The sequence below is a fragment of the Polyangium fumosum genome (assembly GCF_005144585.1).
Lineage (GTDB): Bacteria > Myxococcota_A > Polyangia > Polyangiales > Polyangiaceae > Polyangium > Polyangium fumosum.
In genome coordinates, this window is record NZ_SSMQ01000051.1 from 1 (window position 1) to 23,181 (window position 23,181).

At 70.0% G+C, this 23,181-nt stretch carries 13 protein-coding genes; 8 read left to right on the top strand and 5 right to left on the bottom strand.

Features of this window, described 5'->3' with window-relative positions; translation table 11 throughout:
- The coding region (locus E8A74_RS35835; protein ID WP_136933589.1) for a hypothetical protein at positions 1-3,044 on the bottom strand (3,044 nt) is incomplete at its 3' end.
- A 114-nt stretch (positions 3,045-3,158) separates the two neighbouring features.
- Between E8A74_RS35835 and E8A74_RS35840 the strand changes: the two genes are divergently transcribed.
- The 6 genes from E8A74_RS35840 (at position 3,159) to E8A74_RS35865 (ending at position 14,187) form a co-directional block, all read left to right on the top strand.
- Positions 3,159-3,821 (top strand): RNA polymerase sigma factor, encoded by a 663-nt coding sequence (locus E8A74_RS35840; RefSeq protein WP_136933590.1) that lies wholly within the window; start codon positions 3,159-3,161, stop codon positions 3,819-3,821.
- Entirely contained in the window at positions 3,818-6,973 is a 3,156-nt protein-coding gene (locus E8A74_RS35845) for a CHAT domain-containing protein (protein WP_136933591.1), read from the top strand. Before E8A74_RS35840 ends, E8A74_RS35845 begins: the two co-directional genes overlap by 4 nt.
- Before the next feature lie 169 nt (positions 6,974-7,142).
- Positions 7,143-10,061, top strand: coding sequence for a hypothetical protein (locus tag E8A74_RS35850; protein WP_136933592.1), 2,919 nt, complete (start codon positions 7,143-7,145; stop codon positions 10,059-10,061).
- Between the two features lie 74 nt (positions 10,062-10,135).
- Entirely contained in the window at positions 10,136-12,211 is a 2,076-nt protein-coding gene (locus E8A74_RS35855) for a S8 family serine peptidase (RefSeq protein ID WP_136933593.1), read from the top strand.
- A gap of 140 nt (positions 12,212-12,351) precedes the next feature.
- Entirely contained in the window at positions 12,352-13,155 is an 804-nt protein-coding gene (locus tag E8A74_RS35860; RefSeq protein WP_170229619.1) for a CPBP family intramembrane glutamic endopeptidase, read from the top strand.
- Between the two features lie 348 nt (positions 13,156-13,503).
- On the top strand, positions 13,504-14,187 hold the full coding sequence (locus E8A74_RS35865) for a hypothetical protein (protein ID WP_136933595.1): 684 nt from the start codon (positions 13,504-13,506) through the stop codon (positions 14,185-14,187).
- Here the strand turns inward: E8A74_RS35865 and E8A74_RS35870 are convergent, their stop codons facing one another.
- A complete protein-coding gene (locus E8A74_RS35870) occupies positions 14,188-15,384 on the bottom strand; it encodes a cytochrome P450 (RefSeq protein ID WP_136933596.1) in 1,197 nt (398 codons plus the stop codon). It lies immediately after the preceding gene.
- Positions 15,385-15,435: 51 nt separating this feature from the next.
- Between E8A74_RS35870 and E8A74_RS35875 the strand changes: the two genes are divergently transcribed.
- Positions 15,436-16,296, top strand: coding sequence for a PD40 domain-containing protein (locus E8A74_RS35875; RefSeq protein ID WP_136933597.1), 861 nt, complete (start codon positions 15,436-15,438; stop codon positions 16,294-16,296).
- 25 nt (positions 16,297-16,321) lie between these two features.
- On the top strand, positions 16,322-17,125 hold the full coding sequence (locus E8A74_RS35880; RefSeq protein ID WP_136933598.1) for a hypothetical protein: 804 nt from the start codon (positions 16,322-16,324) through the stop codon (positions 17,123-17,125).
- 12 nt (positions 17,126-17,137) lie between these two features.
- On the opposite strand, the gene E8A74_RS35885 is transcribed toward E8A74_RS35880, so the two are convergent.
- Genes E8A74_RS35885 through tssI form a run of 3 tightly spaced genes read right to left on the bottom strand, consistent with a single transcriptional unit; the run spans position 17,138 to position 23,166 of the window.
- Positions 17,138-19,777: a DUF2169 family type VI secretion system accessory protein gene (locus E8A74_RS35885; RefSeq protein WP_136933599.1), complete on the bottom strand. Its 2,640-nt coding sequence runs from the start codon at positions 19,775-19,777 to the stop codon at positions 17,138-17,140.
- A 22-nt stretch (positions 19,778-19,799) separates the two neighbouring features.
- The gene (locus E8A74_RS35890) at positions 19,800-20,687 is read right to left on the bottom strand and encodes a PAAR domain-containing protein (RefSeq protein WP_136933600.1); all 888 of its coding nucleotides are present in this window, start codon (positions 20,685-20,687) and stop codon (positions 19,800-19,802) included.
- 13 nt (positions 20,688-20,700) lie between these two features.
- Positions 20,701-23,166, bottom strand: a complete 2,466-nt coding sequence (gene tssI, locus E8A74_RS35895; protein ID WP_136933601.1) for a type VI secretion system tip protein TssI/VgrG — start codon at positions 23,164-23,166, stop codon at positions 20,701-20,703.
- Between the last annotated feature and the right edge of the window lie 15 nt (positions 23,167-23,181).

Genomic DNA, 23,181 nt, shown 5'->3' on the forward strand with positions numbered 1-23,181 from the left:
CCGCCGCTGCCTCCCGCCCCACCCATTCCCCCGGCCCCGCCCGCGCCGCCGCTGCCCGTGTTCTCCGTGAAATCGATCACCCGCGCCTGAACCCGCGCCGTGCCGAACGGGGCCTCCACGAAAAACGTCGAATACGTGACCAGCACCTTGCCGTCGTTCGTCGACGCGAGTGACGGCGGGCCCTTCGGCTTGTCGTCCGCCGTGATCGGCAAGCTCGTGACGACCGCGAGATGGCCGTCCAGCACGAGGGCCGCCTCGTCGGTCATCGTGGGGCCACAAGCCCGGTAGGCGACGATGAACCGGCCGCCATCCCTCACCACGCCGCGCTCCTCCAGCGCGAGGTAGGCGCAGCCGGCGTGGCTCGCGAGCTCGATCGGCGCCGCGTCCACGAGCGCGCCCGCCGGGCTCACCCGCGTCCCGACGAGCTTCTGCGCCGCCTTGTCGATCCAGAACACCACATGATTCGTCCCGTCGAACACCGTCGAGACACCCCCGAAGCTGCCCGGGCCCGCGAGCGTGAGCGGCGACGGATCCAAGGGCGCCCCCATCCCATCGACGCGCGCCACGCGCACTGCCGAGCCGTTCGACGGCTCCCACGCGACGAGGTGGTTCGTCCCGTCGAACGACGCGCTCAGGGCCGAGGACGTCGCCTCCAGCGAGACGACACCGCCGAGGGAGACCTGTCCCCCCGCGTCCATCGTCAACGAGGCGAGCACGTCGTCCCCGAGGTCCGTGTCGTATGCGGAGCCCACGGCGAGCGTCCGGCCCGCGCCGACGGAGAGCGCCACACGCGCGCTCAGGTCGGAGAAATTCGGCAGCTCGATCGACGGCGGATCGATCACGACGCCCTGCGTATCCATCCGGTTCACGAAGCTCGCGCAGGTGGAAGAGTCATAACCATTGATGCAATTCGAGAAGCCGAGGATCGTGCGCGTCCCGTCGAACGCGACGCTCGTGTGCGCCACGTCGCCCCCCCCGTCCTCCACGAAGATCCCGTTCGGATCGAGGGAGACGCCCGCCGGGGTGATACGCGCGGCATACAGGTTCGTGCCCTGCTCCAGCAGGAAGTCACGCGCGTCGGACCACGCGACGACGAAGTTTTGCCCGTCGAAGGCCGCCGATGGCGACCGCTGGTCGTTCGCGCCCCCCGAGACCAGGATCGGCGCCGCGTCGAGCGCCGCGCCGGTCGGGTCGAAGCGCCGCGCCTGGATCGAATACCCGCCGGGGAAGAAGCCATCGAAATACGCGTTTTGCCACACGACGAGCGCCTGCGACCCATTCGAGGCACCTTGCCCCTTCGCGCCCAGGTCCGTGTACGTCACGCCGCCCGGATCGAGCACCACGCCCTCGGGGGACACACGCGCGCGGCGCAGCGGGTAGGCGACGAAATCCGTCCAGTAATTGCACCATGTCACGACGGCGTTCGTGCCGTCCGTCGTCACGTCGATCTCCGTCAAGTCGTAGACCGGATCGCCGATGGCGATGCCATCGGGATCCAGCACCTCGCCCTGCTGCGCGTCGAAGCGCGTCCCCTTGATCGTCGTCTCGTACGTGTCGTCGTCGTATTGGCCGTACGCGATGAAGTAATTCTGCCCCGTCCACACCGGCACCGGATCCCACGTGTCGAGGATCGGCGAAGGCGTCATGATTTCGATGCCCGCCGCATCCACGAGCGCGCCCTGGGCGTCGACGCGGTGTGCATACCCGGACCCGCCCGTCTCGCGCAGGAGGAGCGCCCCCGCGCCGTTCGACGCGACGTCGAGCCGGTAGCCCGGCCCCACCACGATCCCGCCCGGATCGAGGGCCTGCCCGGCCGGCGAGACGCGCCCGTACAGGCCCGTGGAATTGTCGATCCACGCGACGAGGTAATTCACGCCGTCATAAGCGACCCGCGTCTTCTGCTGGATCGTCGTCGACGTCGAGAGCGTGACCGGCGCGCCCACGGGTTTGCCGTTCGCGTCGAGGCGCTGGCCGTAGACGCCCGTGCTCGAGATCGTGAACGGGCTGCCCGTCTGGTACGTCAAGAAAAAGCCGTTCCCGTCGCTCGCGAGCGCGGGCTTGATCGGGTTCGAGCCTTCGACGACGGGAAACCCGGTCGTGTCGAGCACGGTGCCGTCGGCGGCGATACGCGCCGCATAGATACGCTTGTCCTGGATCGGGTCGAGATAACGATCCTCCTCCCAGGCGACGAGGTAATGGCTTCCGTTCGACGCGACTGCCGGCCGGAACCGACGCCGCCCCGCCGGCAGGCCCGCGATCGGCGCATCGATCCCGAACTCCGGCGTGAGGAGCGGATCCAGCACCGCCGGATACGCCGACGCCGCGAGCACGCGCGCCGGCACGCGCATCACGATGCGCCCCTGCTCGCCGCGCACGTCCACGCGTGTCTTTTTCCCCGTCGCGTCAATCCACGTCGCCCGGCCGAACCGCACGCCGATCCCCGTGGCCGCGTCGATGAAATGGTGACCGTCGTGGGTCTCGCCGATGAACGCCTCGCCCCCGACGTCGAGCGTGACCACGAGATCCCCCGCGCCTTCGGGCGCGCGCGCGAACGAATACGAGAGCTCGACGCCGCCGTCCCGATTTTCGAGGTGCTCGTCGACGTCCCCGCGCGAAACGACGAGGTGCCCATCCGCCTCGACGCGCCCCGCGCCCGCCCCGCGCCCAAGCTCGGTCCCGCCCCGCGTGACCCGCGCCGTCTTCACGCGCAGCGGCGCGCCGGCCCGCGGCGACGTGCGCGGCGACGCGGCCGGCGCGATCGGCACGATCTCGAACCCTTCTGCCGTCGCCGCGATCTGGTGTGCGGACCCCGCGCCGACGAACCTGCCGTTCTCCGCCCGGAACCTCGCGCGGGACGCGCGGACGCTCGCGTCGAGATCAAACGCGGGTGACACCTTCGCCCCGGACGCCGCGTCCCCGAGCGCGTGGCCCTCGGCCGGCGCCGGGCTCTCGCCGCGCGCGCACGCGGCGAGCAGGGCCGCCGAGAGGAGCAGGCTCACGCGATCGGCGAGAAAACGGAGGCGTGGGAAATTCTTGGGCATCATCCCACATCGATTACCACGGAGCAGGCGGGCGCGGGAAGCGGCTCTACGCCCGCGCTTGCTCCCCGGGCGGACCGGGTGGTATGAGCGGCAGACCGGGAAGCACCAGGAAGTTTCGTGTCGGAGAGCAGCGGAGCGCACGGTTCGTCGGAGATCGAGGCGCTCGTACGAGGCGCGCTCGGCGGCAATCGTGCGGCCCAACGCGCGCTCATCGAGGACGTGCTCGCGCCGGTCGTCCAGGCCCGCGTCGCCCGTGTCCTCGTCCGGCGCCTGAACTCGAAGGGGGATCTGCGCACCGAGATGATGGATCTCTGCCAGCAGGTCTTCGTGCACGTCTTCGGCCATCACCTGCTCGCGCGCTGGGATCCGGCCGCGGGCCCGCTCGGCGCGTTCGTCGGGACCATCGCGGAGAACCACGTCCGCTCGATCCTGCGCAGCCGCGTGCGGAGCCCCTTCACCGAAATCGCGACCGAGCAGGAGGCCTTGGAGCTCGCGCTGCCCCGCGGCGAGCAGAGCCACGAGACGACGATCGTCTCGCGCGAGGCGCTGCGGAGGCTCGAAGCCGAGCTCGACGACGAGGAGCGGGAGGGGTTTTTCGCGTTCTTCGTGGACGAGCGTTCCATCGAGGAGATGTGCGTGGTCACGGGCAAGAGCCGGGAGGCGGTCTACAAGCAGCGCCAGCGGCTCCGGGAGCGCGTGCGGCGGATCCTCGACGACGAGGCCGAAAGCTCGCGTCCGCCCGTGCGCGGGGCGCCGAGGACCCGGGAGGAGGGGCTGTGAGCGAAGAGCAGGATCCGCGGATCGAGGACCTCGCCCGGCGCGCGCGCGAGCGCGAAGAGAAAGAGCTCGCCGAGCTTTTGCGTCCGCTCGACAAGGCCGAACGAAGCGCGCTCGCCGACGCCGTGTTCGCCACGCTCGACGCGAAGGGCGCGCCGGAAGAAGCCCGCCCGGCGCCGGTCGTCCCGATCGAGAGGCCCAAGAAACTCGGCGCGCGCCGGAGGTTCGGGCTCGTCGGGGCGCTCGTCGCCGCGGCGCTCGGGGCGCTCGCGCTCTTCGTCCTCCTGCGCCGGGACGCGCCGGCCCCGATCGCGGCGTACACGCTCTCCGTCGAGGGCGGCAACCAGGCCGAGCGGGGGGACAGGCCGCCGGAAGACGTGGTGATCCGGCTGGATCCGGCTTCGCGGCTCTCGCTCGCGCTCCGGCCCGGATCACCCGTGGCGGGGGCGATCGCGGTGCGTGGGTTTCTCGTGCGGGAGGGCGCCGCGAGGGCGTGGGAGCCGCCCATGGTCGTCGGGGCGGGCGGCGTCGTGCGGATCGAGGGGACCGCGGCGGCGCTCTTCGGGGACGTGCCCGAAGGCGCGTGGGACGTCGTTTTGCTCGTGGGCCGGCCCGAGGCACTCCCGGACGAAGCGACGCTCGCGAAGGCGGCGGCATCCGGAGACAACCTCGCCGCGTTGTCGACGCATCGGCTGCGGATCACGCTCTCGCGGCCGCGCGGGGCGCTCGGCGGGGGCGGGGAGAACGAGGGCGCGCCGAAGAATCGCGTTTCCCAGTGCGCCTCCGCCCCGGCGGAGGTTCTCCCGGACGCCCTGGTGCAGGCGGAGGCGGCGCGGAAGCGCGGCGAGCTCGATCGGGCCTCGTCGCTCGTGGAGGGCGTGCTCGCGCAGGGGGCGCCGGACACGAGGCGGGCCGCGATCCGGCAAAAAGCCCGGATCCTCATGGCCACGCGCGGGCGGTTCGACGAAGCGGCCGCGCTGTTTCGCGAGGCCATCACGCAGGATCACGCGGCGGGGCGGCTCGCGGACGAGCTCGACGATACGTTCGCGCTTTCGTACGGGCTCCTGCTGGACAAGCGCGCGTTCGGCGAGGCGCGGGCCTTGCTCGATGGGCTCGGGCCGCTCCTTTTGGCGTGCCCCGAGGGCGAGCCCAAGGCGGCGTATTACAAGGGCCTGCTCGGGATCGAGACGGGGGATCTGCGCGCGGCGCTGGCCTCGTTTTCGGCCGCGGCGGCGGGCGCGGAGCGGCTCGGGCTCGACGTGTATCGAAGCGCGGTGCTGGAGCAGGAGGCCGAGGTGCTGGCGGTGCTCGGGCGGCACGAGGAGGCGGCGGCGCGGCTCGGGCAGGCGCGGGCGCTCGCGGGGCCTTCGGCGGACGCGTGCCGGCGCGCGCAGCTCGCGAGCAATGCCGGGTGGATCGCGCTCCGGGCCTCCGCGCGCTCGGGGCGCGGGCTCGACGAAGCCAAACGGGAGCTCGACGAGGCGCTCGTGATCACGCGCGAGGGCTGTCCGGCGGGGCTCGGGAACGTCCTCGTGAATCTCGCGCTCGTCGAGCATGAGAGGGGGCGCGGCAAGGAGGCGCGGGCGCGTTTGGAGGAAGCGAAGCGCGCGGGCGGCTGGGCCGAGCTCGGCGGGTGGCAACGGATGATCGAGGCGCGGCTGCTCCTGTCCGAGGGAAACCCCAACGACGCGCTCGCGGCGCACGAGGCGCTGCGGGCCGAGGGGGAGCGGCTGCTCTTGCCCGAGCTCGTCTTCGAGGGCGCGCTCGGCCGGGCGGAGGCGCTCGCGGCGCTCGGAAAACGCGGGGAGGCGCGCGCGGCGTTCGGGGAGGCCGAGGCGGCGCTCGTGGCGTGGGGGCGGGGCGTGCCGCTCGGCGAGGGGCGGGGGTCGTTTCTCTCGGCGCGGCAGCGCGGCGCGCGGCTCTGGGTGGAGTTCTTGTTGCGCGAGGCGGAGCGGGGCGATGCGCGGGCCGCGCGGGAGGCGATGGAGGCGGCGCGGCGGTCGCTCGCGGGATTCGTCCAGGCATTTCATTGGGTGAACCGCGTGGGCGCGCTCCCCGCGGAGGCGCGAAGGCGCTGGGACGAGGCGGTGGCGGCGTACCGGCACGAGCGCGCGGTGCTGGAGGAGAAGGCCGCGGCGCGTGGTCCGGGCGCGGGAGGGCTCGAACCGGAGCGGGCGGCGTTGCGGGGCGCGCTCGATCGGGCGCTCGCGGCGCTCGGCGCGGGCGAGGCGCGAGAGGCGGCGCCGCCCTTGTCCGTTCCGGCCGCGGAGGAGGCGCTTTTCGTGGTGCACCCGGCGCACGAGGGCCTCGCGGGGTTCGTCGTGACGGAGGGCGGGCGGAAGGTCGAGGCCCGGCGGCTCGGAGCGCTGGAGCCTTCGAGCGCGCCGGCCGCGCGCGCCGAGGCGTGGCTCGCGCCTTTTCGAGGCGCCCTCGCGAACGTGCGTCGCGTGCGTCTGGTGGTACCGGGGGAGCTTCTGTCCACGGATTGGCACGCGCTCCCGCTCGATGGAGCGCCGCTGATCGAGCGCGCGGAGGTCGTGTATTCGATGGACCTCGCGCCGCGGCCCGGGGCGCCCGAAGGCACGACGGCCGTGGTGATCGCCGATCCGACCGAGGATCTGCCCGGCGCGCGCGGGAGCGCGGGGGCGGTCGTCGCGGCGCTCGAAGCCCGGGGCTTGCGTGTCGTCTCGCTCCTCGGCGAGGCCGCGACGCACGAGGCCGTGCGGGACGCGCTGGAGCTGCCCTCCGTGCGGCTCTTGCATTATGCGGGGCATGCCACGTTCGAGGGGCCGGACGGGCTCGAAGCCTCGCTCCGCCTCGCCCGCCGGGGTCGTTTTTCGGTGGCCGACGTGATGGCCTTGGCCCGTGTCCCCGCGGTCGTGGTGCTCGCGGGGTGCGACACCGCGCGCGCCGCGGAGGTCGACGCGGGCGCCGGGGGGCTTGGCCTCGCGCAGGCCTTCCTCTTGAAGGGCGCCCGCGCGGCCGTCGCGACGCCCCGCCCGATGGGCGACGCGCTCGCCGAGCAAGCGACGCGCCTCCTTTATGCAGAGCCTATCGAGCGCGACCCGGCCCACGCCCTGCGCGCTGTGACCCTCGCCCTCCGGAAGGCGTCGCCCGAGGCCGACGGGACCGCCCTGCGCCTGCTCGGGGAGTGAGCCAAGGCGCCCGCGAGATTTTTTTCTCCACCTCTGTCCAATCTCCGGATCCGAAGGCGTAAGCCCCGCCGAACACGCCGCGAGGTAGGTCCCGCGTGCGCGCCGCATGGCCGTGGCGCGCCCTCGGGGCGCGCTCGGGCTTTTTTTCGAGAGGTGGGACATGGCTCGCATGTCGAAGAGGACGGTTCTGTCCACGCTCATCGGTGTATCCATCGTATTGCCTTGCACGACGGCCTTCGCGGACGTCGTGCTGGAGCCCAACGTCATCAAAGGACAGGCGCGGTTCTCCAATACGAACCCCAGTGTCGTCGCGCTGCTCCAGCAGCTCGGGATGACGTCGGCCCAGGTGAACGCCTCGAGCTCGTCGCCCTCCGGGTACACCAGCAACACGAACGCGCTCGTCGGCACGCCGCTCTCGCGCAGCTTCGAGCTCTCCGCCGAGTCGGGCGCCGGGGGGCCGGGCGGCGTCACGTACAGCCTGGGCGCGACCGGCTTCCTGTATGCGGCGGCCGGGTACACCGCGTCGGGGCAGTACTGGTTCCAGCCCACGACGGGCGTCGTGCTGAAGCCCCTCGCGCAGCAGCCCGGCGGGACGACCGCGGACATCGCGGACTGCATTGGCCTCGTGCGCGTCCGCTGGGGGCTCGATCCGCAGTGCAATACGCCCTTCACCATCGGCTCGGGCTCGATCCAGACGAGCTACAGCACGAGCAACTTCCAGAACACCGCCGAGCATTACATCCTGCAGCTCGGCGGCACGAGCGAGACCAGGCTCCTCTCGATCACGACGGGGAACGACCCGACGCTGAACACCATCACGTTCCAGATCCCGCTGGATTTGCATCCGGCGTGTGACGAGATCCAGGACATCTGCATCGACATGTCCCAGTACATCGACGGCGGCGGCGCGCTCGGCTCGCTGACGGGCCCGTTCGACGTGCTCGGGGAGGTCGAGCTGGGCCAGACGTACATTCGCGCGCAGGACGGGCCCTCCGGCAACAGCCGTTACGGGTATTTCTCGCCCCCCGAGATGCCCGTCGCATCCCCCGCCGACTGGTGGACCCTGCCCAACATGATCCCCGGTGATTACCGCGGGTATGGTCAGACGCTCGTCCGCACGGGCCGCCTCGCCACGCAGCTCGTCACGCCGCGCATGGGACCCGGTTTTCCCGCCGGCCCGATGACCGTCCAGTCCGGCGTGAGCTCCGATTTGCAGCAAAACATCGGCGGGCAGCTCCGCTATCCGTTCGTCATGACGCCCGCCCGGTTCGCTGGGAAAATCCACCTCGCCGACCCCTACGTGGCGGCGAACAGCGGCGCGTACAGCTCGCTCTCGGCCCTGCGGTTTTCGGCCGATCCCCCCTGGTCGAGCCAGTATCCCTGGGGCACCACCCTGCGGGCGCTGGACACCGACACCTACGGCGGCCAGAGCATCACCTCGTTCGAGGGCACCTTCGACCCGGCGATCGGCGCGCTTTCGTCCGTGTACGAGCAGCTCGTCGTCAATCCGTACGACATCCCGACGCAGTGGACACAGACGGGTCTGATGCTCGATTTCGACGCCCCGGCCGCCCAGCGCCAGGGCTTCCTCACGATGCGGCGCGACGGCACGAGCCACCTCGTCGGCCCGGGCGACGTCGTGCCCATCGACCACATCTATTGCTTCAACGAGGTCGAGCTGCCCTATTCCATCGCGAGCGGGCTGCTCTTTGATCCCTACGCCCAGGTGACCGGCTCGTTCACGGGGACGGACTGGATGGGGAACGCGACGTCGTACACGGCCCAGGGCACGTTCCAGGGATGGCCGCAGACCCAGGCGAACGCCGCCACGAACGGCATGGTTCGCCTCGCGCTCCCCCAGGGGTCGTATACCATCCAGCCTGGATCGAGCGTAGAATCGGTCTCCGGCGCGGTCAGCAACGCGACGTTCGCCAAGACCACGCTCACGCTCGGCTGCGGGCAGCGCGTGACGGTCTCGCCGGGCCTCAGCGTCTCGGCCGAGCTCCCGCTCTGCGCGACGTCGGCGACGCCCGACATCGTCGGCGCCGTGGCGAGCAGCGGCGTCCCCGTCGATCACATCTGGTACACGATCAACGGCGGCCCCGCCGTCGACATTTGCACCTCGAACTGCGGCGCCGATCCGCAATTCAGCGCGCCCGTGAGCCTCGCGGCCTGCGGCAACACGATCCAGGTCTTCGCGAGCGCGGGCGGACAAACCACCTCGGTCACGACGCAGACGACGTGGGAGGATCCGAACGACGGCGTCGATTGCGAGGGCTCCTGCGAGCCGCCGCCGTCCTCCGGTGAGACGTGCGCCACGGTGGACGTGAAGCCGCTCGCCTGCGAGGGCGGCGGGGGTGGATATTCGCTGACGCTCGAGATCAAGAACGAGCTCGACGAGCCCATCACCTACGTGCTCCTGCCCGATCCGCACGTGTCCCCGAACGTCGTCACGCTGGCCGATCCGCTCCAGCCCGGGGCGTCGACGAAGGTCACGGTGACGGTCTCCGGCGTCAATCCCGGCGCCGGGGTTTGCCTCAACCTGGGGATGTCGAACCCCTCGCAAAATGAATGCTGCTCGAAGGAGGTCTGCTTCGAGGTGCCGGCGTGCTGCTTCTCCGTCGAGGGGCAAAAGACCTCTTGTATCCAGGGCGCGCCGGGCGGGACGTTCGAGGCCTCGTTCAACTTCGAGAACCGCACGCTCGACACGATCGAGCACGTCTTCCTGTTCCCGCCGAGCGGCGTGACCGTCTCGCCGCAATACGTGGACGTCCCGGCCACGCCCCCGGGGGGCCTCGCGCACGTGGGTGGGCTCTCGTTCACGGGCGCGACGCCCGGCGAGGAGCTTTGCCTCACCGTGGGGATTCACGACGAAGAGATGAACGAGTGCTGCGCGGACGAGGTTTGCTTCCAGGTGCCCCAGCCTTGCAAAAAGGAGCTCCCCGGCGACATCCTCTCGCCGACGAAAAACCTCGCCGCCGCCGAGAGCTGCTCCGTCAGCGCGGCGGGCGGTGAGCGAGGCTCCGTCGTGGGCCTCCTTCTCGGCCTCGCGGCCCTCGGTGGGCTCGCGCGACGCCGCCGCCCGTGAGGCCACGCGGATTCTCTGTCCAATCTCCACGGTGAGCGGCGTAAAGTCTCACGATCGCTCACCGTGGAGGTCTCGTGTCCCGCTTCCTGTCGTCCCGCTTCGGGCTTTCTCTGGTCGTCCTCGGCGCCGTGCTCGCCCCCGGATTCGCCTGCGGTCCCGCGCCCGCGCCGTGTCCTCCCGCGGAGGATGACGCCGGCTGCACCGGCCAGCGCTGGATCTCCATCGGCAACCCCAGCGCCCCTTGCCCCGCCGATTCCCTCGGCATCTGGGCGGAGGAGAAGCTCTTCAAGGGGCCCGTGGGCGGCCCTCCGCCCGCGCTCGCGCGTTATTGCGTCTACGAGTGGACCGGCGCGCGCGTGAACCCCGGCGCGACGCAATGCTTGCCGTACGGCGCGAATGGACCGGGGGATGACGAGATCAATCACCTCCAGACGGTCGTCACGGCGGGCGCGGAACTCGGCGAGGACTGCATCGACACGGCGCCGCTCGGCTTCGAGGAGGACGCCGCGGGCTGGGCGCGCAAATCGCTCACCCGACGGGCCGGCGGCGTCGATTCGCTTGCGCCGTCGGCCATGGATCCGACGCTCCCGCGCCCCGTGCGGGTCGTCGCCGTCGACACGTCGCCCGACGCGCTCTCCGGCGGTATTGCCGTCGGCCAGAGCCGGCACGGCGATACCGTGGCGCACGTCGCCCGGGATCTCGCGTGTCCAAACACCGAGGCGGCCCCTTGCGCGGCCCACGTCACGACGGCGCTCGGTTTGCCCCGCGAGGACCTCGCGAATCCCCTGGTCACCTCGCCGGCGCAGGGCGGGTTTTTCGGCACGGAGGGAGATCTCGCGCAGGCCATCGAGCGGAGCGTGCTCTCCTTTCGGACCGAGGTCGCCGCAGGGCAGGGGGATCCGCGGCTCGTCCTCAATTTGAGCGTGGGATGGGAGGACGATCCGGAGCGGAACAATTGCGCGCCCGCTCAGCTCGCCCAGAACCCTGATTCGCTCGCGCCGCCCGCGCGCGCCGTGCTCGATGCGATGCGGTATGCCGCGTGCCACGGCGCGCTCCTCCTCGCGGCCGCCGGCAACGACACCGGCGGACCCAAGCCGCCGAGTGGCCTCGTGTGTCCCGCGCGCTGGGAGGTGATCTCGACGCCCGACGCCGCGACGTGCGACGCGCTCGTCGGCGCCAAGTTCATCACGGCGTGGGCCGAGCGATGGCCGAGCTTCCCGCGCAGGCCCGCGTCCGCGCAGGCCTACGATCGCGTCGTGTATGCCGTCGGCGGCGTCGATTACAACGACGCCCCCCTCGTCCCGTCGCGCCCGCTCGCGCGCCCGCGCCTCGCGGCCCTCGGCCTGCTCGCGGCCGGCTGGGATATGTCGTCGAACGCCGCGGTCACGCCCAATACGAACGGGCAACCCCCCACGGCGCCGCCGCTCTTGACGGGCACGTCCGTCGCGACGGCGGTCGCCAGCGCGATCGCCGCGGGCAGGTGGGCGTACAACCCCGCGGCCACCGCGCCCGAGATCCTCGACGCGATCTATCAATCGGGCGTGGTGCTCCAGCAGAATGGCTCGAACATCCGCGCGGATCCGGATACGTGCATCGGGACGAGCGCGTGCGCCGTGCACCGCCTCTCCTTATGTCGCGCGCTTGGCGTGCCTTGCGACGATGCCGCGCCCGTGGGAGCGCAGAACGATCCGTTGCCCAATCCGGCCCTTTCGTCCACGCTCTTGGCCACGCTCGCGGGCGAGTTCAATGCGGCGATCGTCTCGCAGGCGTCGTTCCCGGACACCTTGCCCCTTCCGAGCGCCGGCCACCCGACGGTCGCCGCCTCGCCGTGGACGTTCCCGCAGCCGAACTGGCCTGCGTGCCCGGCCTGCGTGCTGGCCGTCGATGGCCCGAACAACGTGATCCTTTATGCGAGGCCCGGCGTCACGATGACCGACCTCACGCTCGTGATCGTCGATCGCCAGGGTATCGTTCGCTCGGCGCGCGTGGCGGCCACGGCTCCGCGCAATGATGCCCTGCGGATCACGATCACGCCGCAGACCGGGTTTTCCGTGGCCAACGCGCGCAGCGTATGGCTTTCGGGGACGGCGACGACGCAGAGCGGGAGCCCTGTCTCCGTCGTTCAGCAAATCGCGGTGACCGGGCTCTGACGTTTCCGAGGATACTCCCCAGCCAGCCGCAAGCTGCACGGAGGCCCGCCCGGTTGGCCGCCGCACGGGGAGCATGCTACGCGTCGAGGAGGCCCCGCGCCGAGAGCGCAGGCGATGCGGGTGTTCAAGAAGGCGCAAGGATGACCGCCACGACCCCTCTGCCCGTTTCCACCGCCCCGTGGAAGCCCGACCTGAAGATCGCCGTGCTGCTCGGCGTGGTGTCGGCGCTGGCCGTGGCCGCGCTGATCCCGTACCTGGTGCAGCTCATGCCGGACAAGTTCGCGAAGCTGCCGGTGCCGCTCCCGGTGTTGGTCGTCGCGCAGTCGCTGCAGGCGCTCGTCCTGATGGGCCTGACGTCGCTGGCCGGCCTGCGCATGGGCCGTCGCGTCGGCCTCGGCGCGCCGCTGCTGCAACGCTGGATCAACCACGAGCCGCTGGTCCTCGCGCCGCGGCCGCTGCAGGCGATCCTGCTCGGCGTCGCCGCCGCGCTTGGGGTCGTCGCCCTGTCCGCGGGGATCGATCCGTTCCTGCCGCCGATGCTGCACCCGCCGGCGAAATCCGGTGCCGGAGAATCGGCGCTGAACGGTTTCCTCGCTTCGTTTTACGGCGGCATCGCCGAGGAGCTGCAACTGCGCCTGTTCCTGATGACGCTGATGGTGTGGCTGGTCGCGGTGCTGCGCAAGGCCAGGCCATCGCCGCGCGTCTACGGGATCGCGATCGCCATGGCCGCGCTGCTGTTCGGCGTAGGCCACCTGCCTGCCGCGCACCATGTCTGGGGGCTCGATGCGGTGGTCGTCGTACGCACCGTGCTGCTCAACTCCATCGCCGGACTGGCGTTTGGCTGGCTGTACTGGAAGCGCGGGCTGGAGATGGCGATCCTCGCCCACTTCAGCGCCGACATCGTGTTGCACGTCCTGGCTCCCCTGGTAGCGAAAGCAGCCTGACGTTGCCCATTCCAAGGGCGAGCATCCTCGCCTCGGCCGTGATCCACCTCCGCTCCGCGACCGAACGCGGCCAGGTGACCCCGTCTCTCGCCCGCTCCGCGTCCACCCCACAGAAGGGACGCCCCGATCCTCCCCCGCGCCGCCGCCGCGCGCACCAAGTCGAGCCGTGATCCTCCGGTGGTCACGCCATGTTCCCCGGTAGGACGCCCCGTCCCTCCCGTGGTCACGACGCGCGCGGGGGCAGGCGAGCCGTGATCGTACCCCCTCGACACGACGCGCGGGGGTAGGAGAGGCCCGCCGTTCCCTTTCGCTTGACGTGGCAACGGGCAGTCCGGTAGCACACCTCGCATGCGCCAGATTCCGCTCTCCTATGGCCTGCTTTATTTCCTCGACGAGCTCGAGTTCACCGAGGCTGCGCTCAGCGCCGACGAGGACGCCGCCTTGCTCGCGCCGCCGTTCACGGAGGCCATCGGGGAGTGGGAGGGCCTCTTCGCGCAGGAGCGCGCGGCGCGCCGGGGCGTGACCCGGGCCGAGGCGGTGGTCGCGGTCCGCGACGAGCGGCTCGATTCGTCCACGAAGCGCTTCGGGGCCGCCGTGCGCGCATTCGCGCCGGAGCTGCTCGGGAAGTTCTTCGGCGGCGCGGCGCCGGGGCAATTCGTGCGAAAGGGGCTGCGCTCGCAATGCGAGAAGACGCGCGACGTGCTCCTCGTCGAGGTTAAGAAGCTCAACCCCCACCACGAGCTCATCCCCTTCGCGGCCCCCCTCGGCACAGGCAGCGAAGCCGCGCTCGATGCGCTCGACGTCCGCGTCAAGGCCAAAGGAAAGCGGCAGCTCGTCACGAACGAGACCGACGAATGGAAAGAAGGCATCAACGCCCTGCGGACGACGACCTACGCGGAGCTGCTCAAGATCGCGACCAAGAAGAAGTTCCCCAAGTCGTGGGTCGAGTCCTTCTTCCGAAAGCCCGACGGGGCCAAGAGCGAAGAGGCGAATACGGACGCAGGCGCCGAATCCGAAGGCGAAGAGCCCTGATCAGGAGGAATGCAAGACGATCGGGAGCGAGCTCGGGCCACGCACCAGAAGCGTGCGGTGCCAGGCCATCGGCTCGGGCCCGGGTGAGATGCGGCGCGCGTGATCGAAGAGCGCCTCCAGCGCGAGGCGTCCCTCCAGGCGCGCGAGCTGCGCGCCGAGGCAGAAGTGCACGCCGTGGCCGAAGGGCAGGTTCTTCGGGCCGGGCCGCTCCAGGTGGAACTGGCCCGCGTCGGGGAATTGGGATTCGTCGTGGTTGGCCGAGCCGACCATCACGAGCAGCGGCGCGCCTTTGGGTAGTTTCACGCCGCCGAGCTCGACCTCCGCGGTCGTCGTGCGGGGCACCGCGTGGAGCGGCGGCTCGTAGCGCAGCACCTCGTCGATGAAGGCAGGGAGGAGCGATCGATCCGCGCGGAGTTTTTCCCATAACTCCGGCCGTTCGAGGAGGACGACGAGCGAGGTGCCGAGCATGTTCACCGCGGTCTCGATGCCGCCCACGAGGAGCAGGGTCATGAAGGCAATCAGCTCGTCCTCGGTCAGCGCCTCGCCGTCGACCTTGGCCGTGAGCAGGTCACTCACGAGATCCTCGGCGGGCGCGCGCCGGCGTTCTTGCAAAAGCTCACCGAAATAACGCCGCAGGTCCGCCACGGCGTCGCGGGCGAGCTGCTTCCGATCGTGTTCGTCCGGACGCACGGTGGTGACGCCGCCGGTGATGAGGTCCGCCCATCGCTTGAGGCGCGCGTGCAGCGAGGGGGAGAGCCCCATCAGGTCGCCGATGACGAAGGCCGGGATTCGCAGGGCATAAGGCGGCATGATGTCGACGGGTTGTTCGCGCGGCAGCTCGGCGACGGCTTGTTCGGCAAAGGCCCGCACGCGTGGCTCCACCCGCGCCATGGCGAAGGTGCCGAAGGCCTTCGAGACGAGCGCGCGGAGCCGCCCGTGCTGGGGCGGATCCAGGGTGATCATCGAATCGGCGAACGGATTGCCGCCGAGCCACGGCGGGTTCACCGCCAGGCCAAAGCCGCGCGAGGAAAAGAGCTCGGGATGCTTGAGGACGAAGAGGACGTCGTCGTGCCGCGTGACGGCCCACATGCCACCCGGGTCCACCTGGCACACGGGCGCGTCGCGGCGCATGTCCGCATAAATCGGGTAGGGGTTGGTTCTGAACTCCGGCGAGAGCACGTTGTATCGAGAGGTCATGAAGGAACTCCAAGGGGGAAGGTCGACGCGCTCCGGCGCGTTTTCGCCGCCATGCCCGTGCTCCCTCCCGCGACCCGGCAGAAAGGCAAACCCCAGGCCGCGCTCATGATAGCCGCGGCTTTGGTCGCGTCTGGCTGTTCACGCGGGGAGAGCAAGGATCCCGCGCCTTCCGCGAAGTTGGAGGCGACCCCGGCTGCGTCCGCGTCGCCCCCCGAAGCTTCCGCCGCGGCCGCGCCGAGCGCTTCCGTCGCCGCCGCGGCCGCGCCGCCGTGCGTGGGGGCCGAGGCGCGCCCCGGCGTGGAGGCCCACGAGGGCCATATCTATTTGTGCGCGCAGGATGGATCGGCGCGCAAGCTGACCGACTCCGGGAAAGACAAATCGCCCGCGCTCTCTCCGGATGGCAAGTGGGTCGTCTTCGTGCGGGCCGAGGGGATTGCGCCGGTCGACGAGGAAGGTATGCAGCTCACCGACAATCGCATTCTGCTCCACGACCTCGCGACCGGGCAAACCCGTGAGATCGCGAAAAACGGCACGTGCTTGAGCTTGTGGTCCCCGGTCTTCGCGTTCGACGATCTGGTGTTGATCGACGCGCGGGGCTACGAGATCCCCCGCTATACCCACACGAGCGTCTGCGGCGTCGACCTGCGGGAAAAAACGCCCGTGGTGAAGGCCATCGCGGGAGGGACCGATTGCGTCGTCGCCATTCGCACCGGGCCTCATCGCGGTCACTTGTACGCCGAGGGGTGGCGTAGTCCCGGCCCCACGGAATATTACGAGATCGTCGATCGCGCCGGGCGCACCGTGCGCCCGCTCGAAGCTTCGGCCTTCACCGACGATCCCCCCGAGGGCCCGGGGGCCCAGACCGGGGCCTTCTGCCGTCCCCCGCGGCGGCTCGATTTCCACAAGAGGTGAGCCCGTCATGATAGAAGGGTGGGCGATGTCCCGGAACCCTCGCCTCCTTCTTGGCGCCGCGCTCTCCGCGTTTTCTTTGAGCTGCAACGTCATCTCCCCTCCGCCGCTCATGCCGAACCTCGCGAGGATCGCGCCGAACGAGCCGGGCGACATGCGGGTCATGCTCGTCGTGGGGCTCGGCGGGGGGATCTGGCTCGATGGCGGGGTCGGGGCCGAGCTGCGGGTCGAATCCCAAGTCAACCCGTGGGCGACCGTGGGCGGCGGGCTCTCGGGCGCGCTCAATCTGGAGTACGACAACGACGATCCCGCGTCGGGCATCATCCCCCGGTACGGTCATCCGCGCTTTCTTTATGCGGCGCGGGCGTGGGGCCGCTTCAATCCGGGGGAGCTCGATTGGTTCGCGCTGAAGGCAGGCGCGGGGATCGCGGGCACGAACAAGGGGACGGTCGCGCTCACGCTCGACGGCGCCCCGCTCTTCGGCCATTCGTTCGAGGTCGGCGGGGAAGCGGGGAGCGCGCCCTGGCTCGTGAGCCCGTACGGCGGGCCCGTCGTGGCGCTGTCGGTCCCTCTGCGGCAGGGCGAAAACATCATGGACCAAAAAATCTCGCTCGGGCTCGGGCCCGATATGCATACGACGAGCCACAGGGAGCCGGTGCCGTTCACCACGACGTTTTTCGTGGGCGCGCAAGGAGGGCTCGCCGTGGACGCGCCCGGCGCCCCGGCCTGGACAGGGGCGCTGGAGATCCTTTCGCTGCTCGGGATCTCCGATACGCATGCAGCGGTGCTCATGGGCGTTGCGACGGGGCAAGGGGTGCGCGTGCGCCCGTGAGCGGGCGAGCCTTCATCGTTTCGGGCGTCCCGCTATGGTGCGCGCGAGCGCGAGCACGCGGAGCGCGACGACTTGCGATTCACTCTGATCCTGCTGCGGCAAGGCCAAGGCGAGGAGGCGGGCCGAGAACCTCGAAAAGAGCGGCAGCTTTTTCGCGAGGTCGATGGGCAGGTACGTGGGGAGGCCCTTGTCCGCCATCGGGCCGTGGAGCAACGCGCGGATCCATTCGGCGCCGGAGAGCTCGCGTCTCTGGTACTTGCGTTGATCGAGCAGCACCCGACGTGTATGCACGTCGAGGTAATCGGGCGGGAGCATGCGGTTTGCCTTCGCCCACGCCTCGCGCACGCGGAGCGAGAAGCTCGCCGCGACCTCGGCGGAGCTGCCGAGGGGCGTGCCGAGCGCCTCGTTCGCGAGATCGAGCGTCTCCTTGAGCTTCTTGTCGCCCACCGCGAGCGGCGCGGCGGCGCTCGACAGGACCTTGAGGACCTCGATTTCGTCGAAGGGGAATTCGAGATCCCCCGCGACGACGAGCAGCGGGGGTTCGAGCACGCCGTCGTCGTTGACCGCCGAGAAGAGCGCATGCTCCACGTCGAGCGTGGGCGTGGCCCGCGTGAGGACCCTGGAGACGCGAGATTTGTCGTCCTTCGCTTTTTCCTCCAGGGTCTTTTCTTTCTTGCGCTCGGGCTTCTTGCGAGGCTTGGGCGGAGCTTCCGGATCTTCGTCGTTCCAAGGATCCTCGGAGGCTTCGTCGGCGGGCTCTTCGGGAGCAGGGGGCGCTGCCGGCTCGAAGAGGGGTTTCCAGGCTTCGTTTTCGGGGAGCCGTGGGGGAAGCTCGGGGGCGAACCACAGGAGGTCCACGAGAAAACCGGCGGTCGTAGGGGCCGCGGCAATAAGTTTGTCGCGCCGCTCCTTTTCGCGATCGTCCTCCGCCGGCGTCGTGGCGGCGGCGGCGTGGGAGGCCTCGGCCGCGCCGAGGAACGCGGCTGTGGCGAGGACACGCGGATCGGCCTTGGCGGGGCGAGGGCGATCCTTTTCGAGCGGCGCCGGCGGCGGGGCGGGGGGCGGGGCCTCGGGCGCGGGGCGCGCCTTTTGCGCGGCGAGCACCGCCGCTTGCCCCACCGTGGTGCCGGCAGGACGCGCGACGGGCGGCGGCTGCATGGGGAGGGCGGGCGCGGGCGGCGCCGAATGCGGGACGACGATGCCCGGGAGCGATGGGGCCTGCGGGCGCAAAGGTGCGGGCGCGAGGTGCGTCTGCGGCGGCGTCGCCAGGGGAGGCGGCGGCGCTGCCATGGGCGGCGGTGGGGCCATTCCCGGCGGCGGCGCGACGGGCATTCCTGGCGGAGGCGCGGCCCTGGGCGGCGCGGGCGCAGATGCGGGCACGGGCGCGGGCGTCTTCGCCCCGGCGAGCCACGTCGGTATCGCATGACGTGGGATGGTCTCGACGAATACCGCGGTGTCCTGCTGATCCTCGGGCGGCGCTTGGGGGGGCGGCGCTTTGGGGGGCGGCTGCGGCGCGGCCGGGCCCGGGGCGGCGAAGGGCAATGCCGGCGAGGCCTTGAAGGGCAGGGGACTCATGCCGAGGCCCTGGAGGCTGTCGGCCGTCGTTTGCGTGAGGTCGAGGTCGTCGTCGTCTTCCAAAGAAGGCTCGGGCGCGGCGCGCGGCGATTCGGGGAAACGCGCGGGTTCGCCCGGGTACTCGACGCCGATGAAGATGCGGCCCGGCTGATCACGGCCGTCGAGGGGGATTTGCGCGCGGAACGTGAGGCTCGCGATGGCGCGGTTCGTGTCGATCCACAAAGTGTCGGGGACGAGATCCGGCTCCCAGGGCGGCAGGCCCTCGATTTCCACGCGCATGCGCGGCTTGACCCCCGGCAGGCGCGTGGAGAATCGTTCGATGTCCGGGTGCATGTTTTCGAGCACAAGGGGCTCGTCCGGACGCAGCTCGGAGACGAGCTGATCCGGCGGCGCGCTCTGGAAATACGAGCCGTCGAACTCCATCCCGAGCGGCGTCTCGGTCCACGTGTTGTTCGCGAATGCCCCCACGAGCGCGCCGAGCTTGGCGCTGCGGACGAGCCACCGGGAGGCAATGGGGCCGAACCCGACCGTGGGGATGGGGCGAGATACGTCCGCATCCGTGAGCCCCGGGGGCCTCAGGTTTGGCAAGGTACGCCGCCCGTACGCGTCGACGATGGACGGGTCGATCCCGACGGGGTTCCATGAATCCTCGCCGCCGGCGGCGCGCTCGTAGCGGAGGGGCATCTGCGTCCATTTTTGCCCCTCCGAGACGGCGCCGTCCCTCGTGATCGTGCGCGCGCCGAGGACCTCGATCGATTTGTCGACGTCCGCGACGACGAGCCGCGCGAAGAGCGAACGCACGGGCTCCCGCCGCGGCGCGAACGCGCTGCCGACGAGCACGACCTCCGGCCGGGGTTTGGAGGGCGCGAGGTCGCTCGGGGCATAGACGCATTTGCCCGGGTCGTCGTCCCAGTGGTTGTCACGCTCGTTGATGCCCTCGGGCTCGGTCGCGACGATCGACGTGCCGGGCTTGAGCGCGTACGTCAACTTGCAGACGACCGTGAGCGACCATTGCCCCGGCTGCTCCTGCCACGTGACGGAGCCCGTGAGGACGGGCGGGAGGGTGATGATCTCCATGAATAACGATTCCTACCGCCGATCAGTCCCACTTGAGGCGCTTCGAGAAATACCGCGCCCGCGCCCACACGTCGCGTGAATAATCATCCCCTGCCGAGCCGTCGTCGAGCTTGGCCCAGCTCGCCGAATCCCTCGGCTGGGTCCGGACGTTGCCCGACCCGAAATTGTAGCCGGCGATGGAGCCCGCGAGGAGCTGCTCCCGGGTCCAGCTCGGGTGCGCGGCTTTCACGGATTTGTACGTGTCGCTCCAGATTCGCATGGCCTGCTCGGCGTGATCCAGGCTGAAAGGACCGCCCTTCGGCTTGTGGAACTCCTTGTCGACCTGGAACATGCCATACCCGTCGGGATCGTACTTGCCGTACCCGTCCGCGCGGAGGTGCCTGCCGAAGCCGGATTCGCGGCTCGCGAGCCCGAGCAGGAGCGCCGGGGGAATGCCGTATTTCGCGCCGAGCTTCTTCGCGAGCGGAACGAGCTTCTGCGCCCGCGCCCGGTCCATCGGCGCCTCCACGCTCGCTCGGGGCATCTTGCCGGGCTTCATCTTGAGCAAGACCTTGTTCTGCCGCTCGGCCCGGTTCGGGCGATCCTCGGCCTCCTCCGGCGCCTTTTTCGGCGTCTTTTTCCCGCCGGCAAACAGCGCCATGCTGCCGGTCTTCACGACGCTGCCGCAATCGAGGCAATCCCCGACGCGGACGACGGCCTTGCCGTTGACGTAAATCTCGTCGGATCCCTCTTCGGCCACGCTGTCGTGGTGCGGGTGGTCGGGGCCGTCGTGGGGCTCCCAGAGGTCGCCGACCCGCACGACGGCGTGTCCGTCGAGGAAGACGTCCGGGCTGCCCTCGATGGCCTTGCGCGGCAGGCACCCGTCGTGGCCGCTGCATTCGTCGATGCCCTTGCGAGCTACCTGTGCCATCGACCCCTCCCCGTCACCACTTCAGGTTTTTCGAATACCACTGCGCCTCGGCCCATACGTCGCGCGAGTAATCGTCGTGCGCCGTGCCATTGTCGAGCTGCGCCCACGCCGCCGTGGACGAGGGCCGCGTCTGCGCGTTGCTCGGGCCCGCGTTGTACGCGACGAGGCCCGCGGCGAGGTACTCCTCCTCGCTCCAGCCGGGGTGCTTGTCCTTGACCTGGCGCATGTACCCCTTGTAGATGTCCATGGCCTGATCGATGTGGTGCCAGTCGGAAGGGCCGCCCTTCGGCGTGTGGTACCGTTTGTCGACCTGGAACAACCCGAAGCCCATCCCGTCGAATTTGCTGTAGCCGTTCGCGTCGAGGAACTCGCCGAACGCCGACTCGCGGTTCATCCAGGCGAGCGCGAGGGCCGGCGGGATGTCGTACCGCTCGCCGATCTTTTTCGCGAGTTCTTTGTAATGCTCCGCCTTCGCTTTGCGGGCCGCGGCGATCTGGTGGTATTTGCCCGCGGGGCCGGGGTTCATCTTGCCGAGCAGCTCGTTCTGCCTCGCGGCCTTCGATTTGCCGTGAGGCTCCTTGGCGTGGTCGTGCTTGGGCGGCTCTTTTTCCTTCTCGTGCTTCGCGGGCTCGTGCTTCGCGGGCTCGTGTTTCGCCTCGCTCGGCTCGTGCTTCGCGTGTTTTTTGGAGCCGTGTCCGCCGAGCTTCTTCGGTTTGCGCGCCGCGGGCACCTCGACGGGTGGGTTGAGCTGGATCTTCGGGCCGCCCTTGACGACGAGCTCTTTGCCGGCCTGGATGATGACGTTGCCCTTCGCCGAGAGGATGAGATCCCCCTCGACCGTGACGTGCCGGTTGCCCTTCGTCTCTTCGAGCTCGTCTTCCTGGACGACCTTGTGCAGGTCCTTCGTGGCTTCGAGGTAAAAAAGCTCGCCGTCCGCCTTGTCGTCGAACGTGATCTCGTTGCCGCCGTTCTTCGAGCTCGATTTGAGCGTGGTGCGGGTCTTGTTCTCCGGGATCGAATAAGGCACCGGGGAGATCGTGCCGAACAGGCGGCCGACGACGACCGGGAGGTCCGGATCCCCTTCGAGGAACGCGACGAGCACCTCCTGCCCGACGCGCGGCAGCGTGACCATGCCAAACCCGGGTCCCGCCCAGGCCTGGGAGACGCGCACCCAGCACGAGCCCTTCTCGTCGCCCTTCGCCTCGCGATCCCACGGGAACTGCACGCGCACGCGGCCATGTTCGTCGCAATGGATGTCCTCGCCGGGCGGCCCGACGACGACCGCGCTCTGGACGCCGTGGATGCGCGGTTTGCTCGTCTTCGAAAGCGGCTTGAACGCGCCGTCTTCGCCGCTCCGGTGCGCGTCTCCAGGGCTCATCGTGGTGAGCAGGGGGCGGAAAGGCTTGTCCGCCGAGACGGCCTCACCGCCCGCGTGCCAATCGTCATCGACCTCGCCCGAGAGGAATGAGGAGAGGACGAGGAGCTTTTCCTGATTTCCGAGATCCCGGTGCGGATGTCCTTTCATCGAAAAGACGGTGCCGGGCGCGACGTCGGTCGCCGATGTATTGAAGCTGATGCGCGAGGCCGCGCCGCGCATGGCCTCGACGTGCCGCTGCGCCTTGCGCTTGGCTTCTTTCTCGTTGTGCCGGTAGTTGCCCTCCGCGTCGCCGACGGGCGTGCTGCCGTCGCCGTCGCCCGCGGCGTGGCTCGATCCGGGGAGGAAAAAATACTCCTCGAGCAGGCTGTCGGGCCCGTCGTCGTCCGCGCTGTGCACGCCGGCGAGCGGGAACGTCGGGCGGCGGAAATCGAAATCACGCACGACCGCGCGCCCCGGGCGCACGTCGTGGGCGAGGCTCACGTCCGTGATGTGCTCCGCCTTCTCCGCCAGGCTCGCCGAACGCACGAACGGCAGCGCCTTCTCGCGGGGCTCCGCGGTGGTCGGCGCGTCGGTGAGGATCATCTTCGTCTCCTTCTCGCCCGCGGGGGTGGTGAAGAAAAACGAGATGCCCGCGTCGACGAGGAGGCGCCGCACGAAATCGTGGTCGGTCTCGCCGTATTGCACCTTGAACTCGCGTTTCGTGTAGTCGTCCTCGTCGAGCCGAAGCTCGAAGGGCAAACGCCACTCGTCGAGGACCTTCTTCACGATCTGCGGCACGGACGCGTGTTTGTAGACGCGGTGGTTGCGGCGATGGCTCAAGAGCCAAAATGCGGGGACGATCCGGAGCGCGTAGGTCGAGAGCCCGTCGGACTCGACCTCCGTCTGCGCGATCCGCGCGCACACGCCCGTCCAGATGCGCCGGCCGCTGGGGCCCACGAGGCCAAACGACGCAGGGCGGCCGCTGATCTTTTTCAGATCGACGTCGTCGTCGCCGACCGCGATGACGTCGATCTGGAACGACGCGCTCAACGCCTCGTGCACCGCGAAGCTGCGGACGTCGAGCTGTTCCCCGGACTCCAGTGAGATTTTAACGTTGCTCATGGCTTCATCGTTCTC

What these genes read in the sequence shown, in the direction of transcription:
- E8A74_RS35850 (WP_136933592.1), top strand. Translation starts at nt 7,143, where the DNA reads ATGTCGAAGAGGACGGTTCTGTCCACGCTCATCGGTGTATCCATCGTA.
- E8A74_RS35885 (WP_136933599.1), bottom strand. Translation starts at nt 19,777, where the DNA reads ATGGAGATCATCACCCTCCCGCCCGTCCTCACGGGCTCCGTCACGTGG.
- E8A74_RS35865 (WP_136933595.1), top strand. Translation starts at nt 13,504, where the DNA reads ATGCGCCAGATTCCGCTCTCCTATGGCCTGCTTTATTTCCTCGACGAG.
- E8A74_RS35875 (WP_136933597.1), top strand. Translation starts at nt 15,436, where the DNA reads ATGCCCGTGCTCCCTCCCGCGACCCGGCAGAAAGGCAAACCCCAGGCC.
- E8A74_RS35880 (WP_136933598.1), top strand. Translation starts at nt 16,322, where the DNA reads ATGTCCCGGAACCCTCGCCTCCTTCTTGGCGCCGCGCTCTCCGCGTTT.
- E8A74_RS35890 (WP_136933600.1), bottom strand. Translation starts at nt 20,687, where the DNA reads ATGGCACAGGTAGCTCGCAAGGGCATCGACGAATGCAGCGGCCACGAC.
- E8A74_RS35870 (WP_136933596.1), bottom strand. Translation starts at nt 15,384, where the DNA reads ATGACCTCTCGATACAACGTGCTCTCGCCGGAGTTCAGAACCAACCCC.
- E8A74_RS35860 (WP_170229619.1), top strand. Translation starts at nt 12,352, where the DNA reads ATGACCGCCACGACCCCTCTGCCCGTTTCCACCGCCCCGTGGAAGCCC.
- tssI (WP_136933601.1), bottom strand. Translation starts at nt 23,166, where the DNA reads ATGAGCAACGTTAAAATCTCACTGGAGTCCGGGGAACAGCTCGACGTC.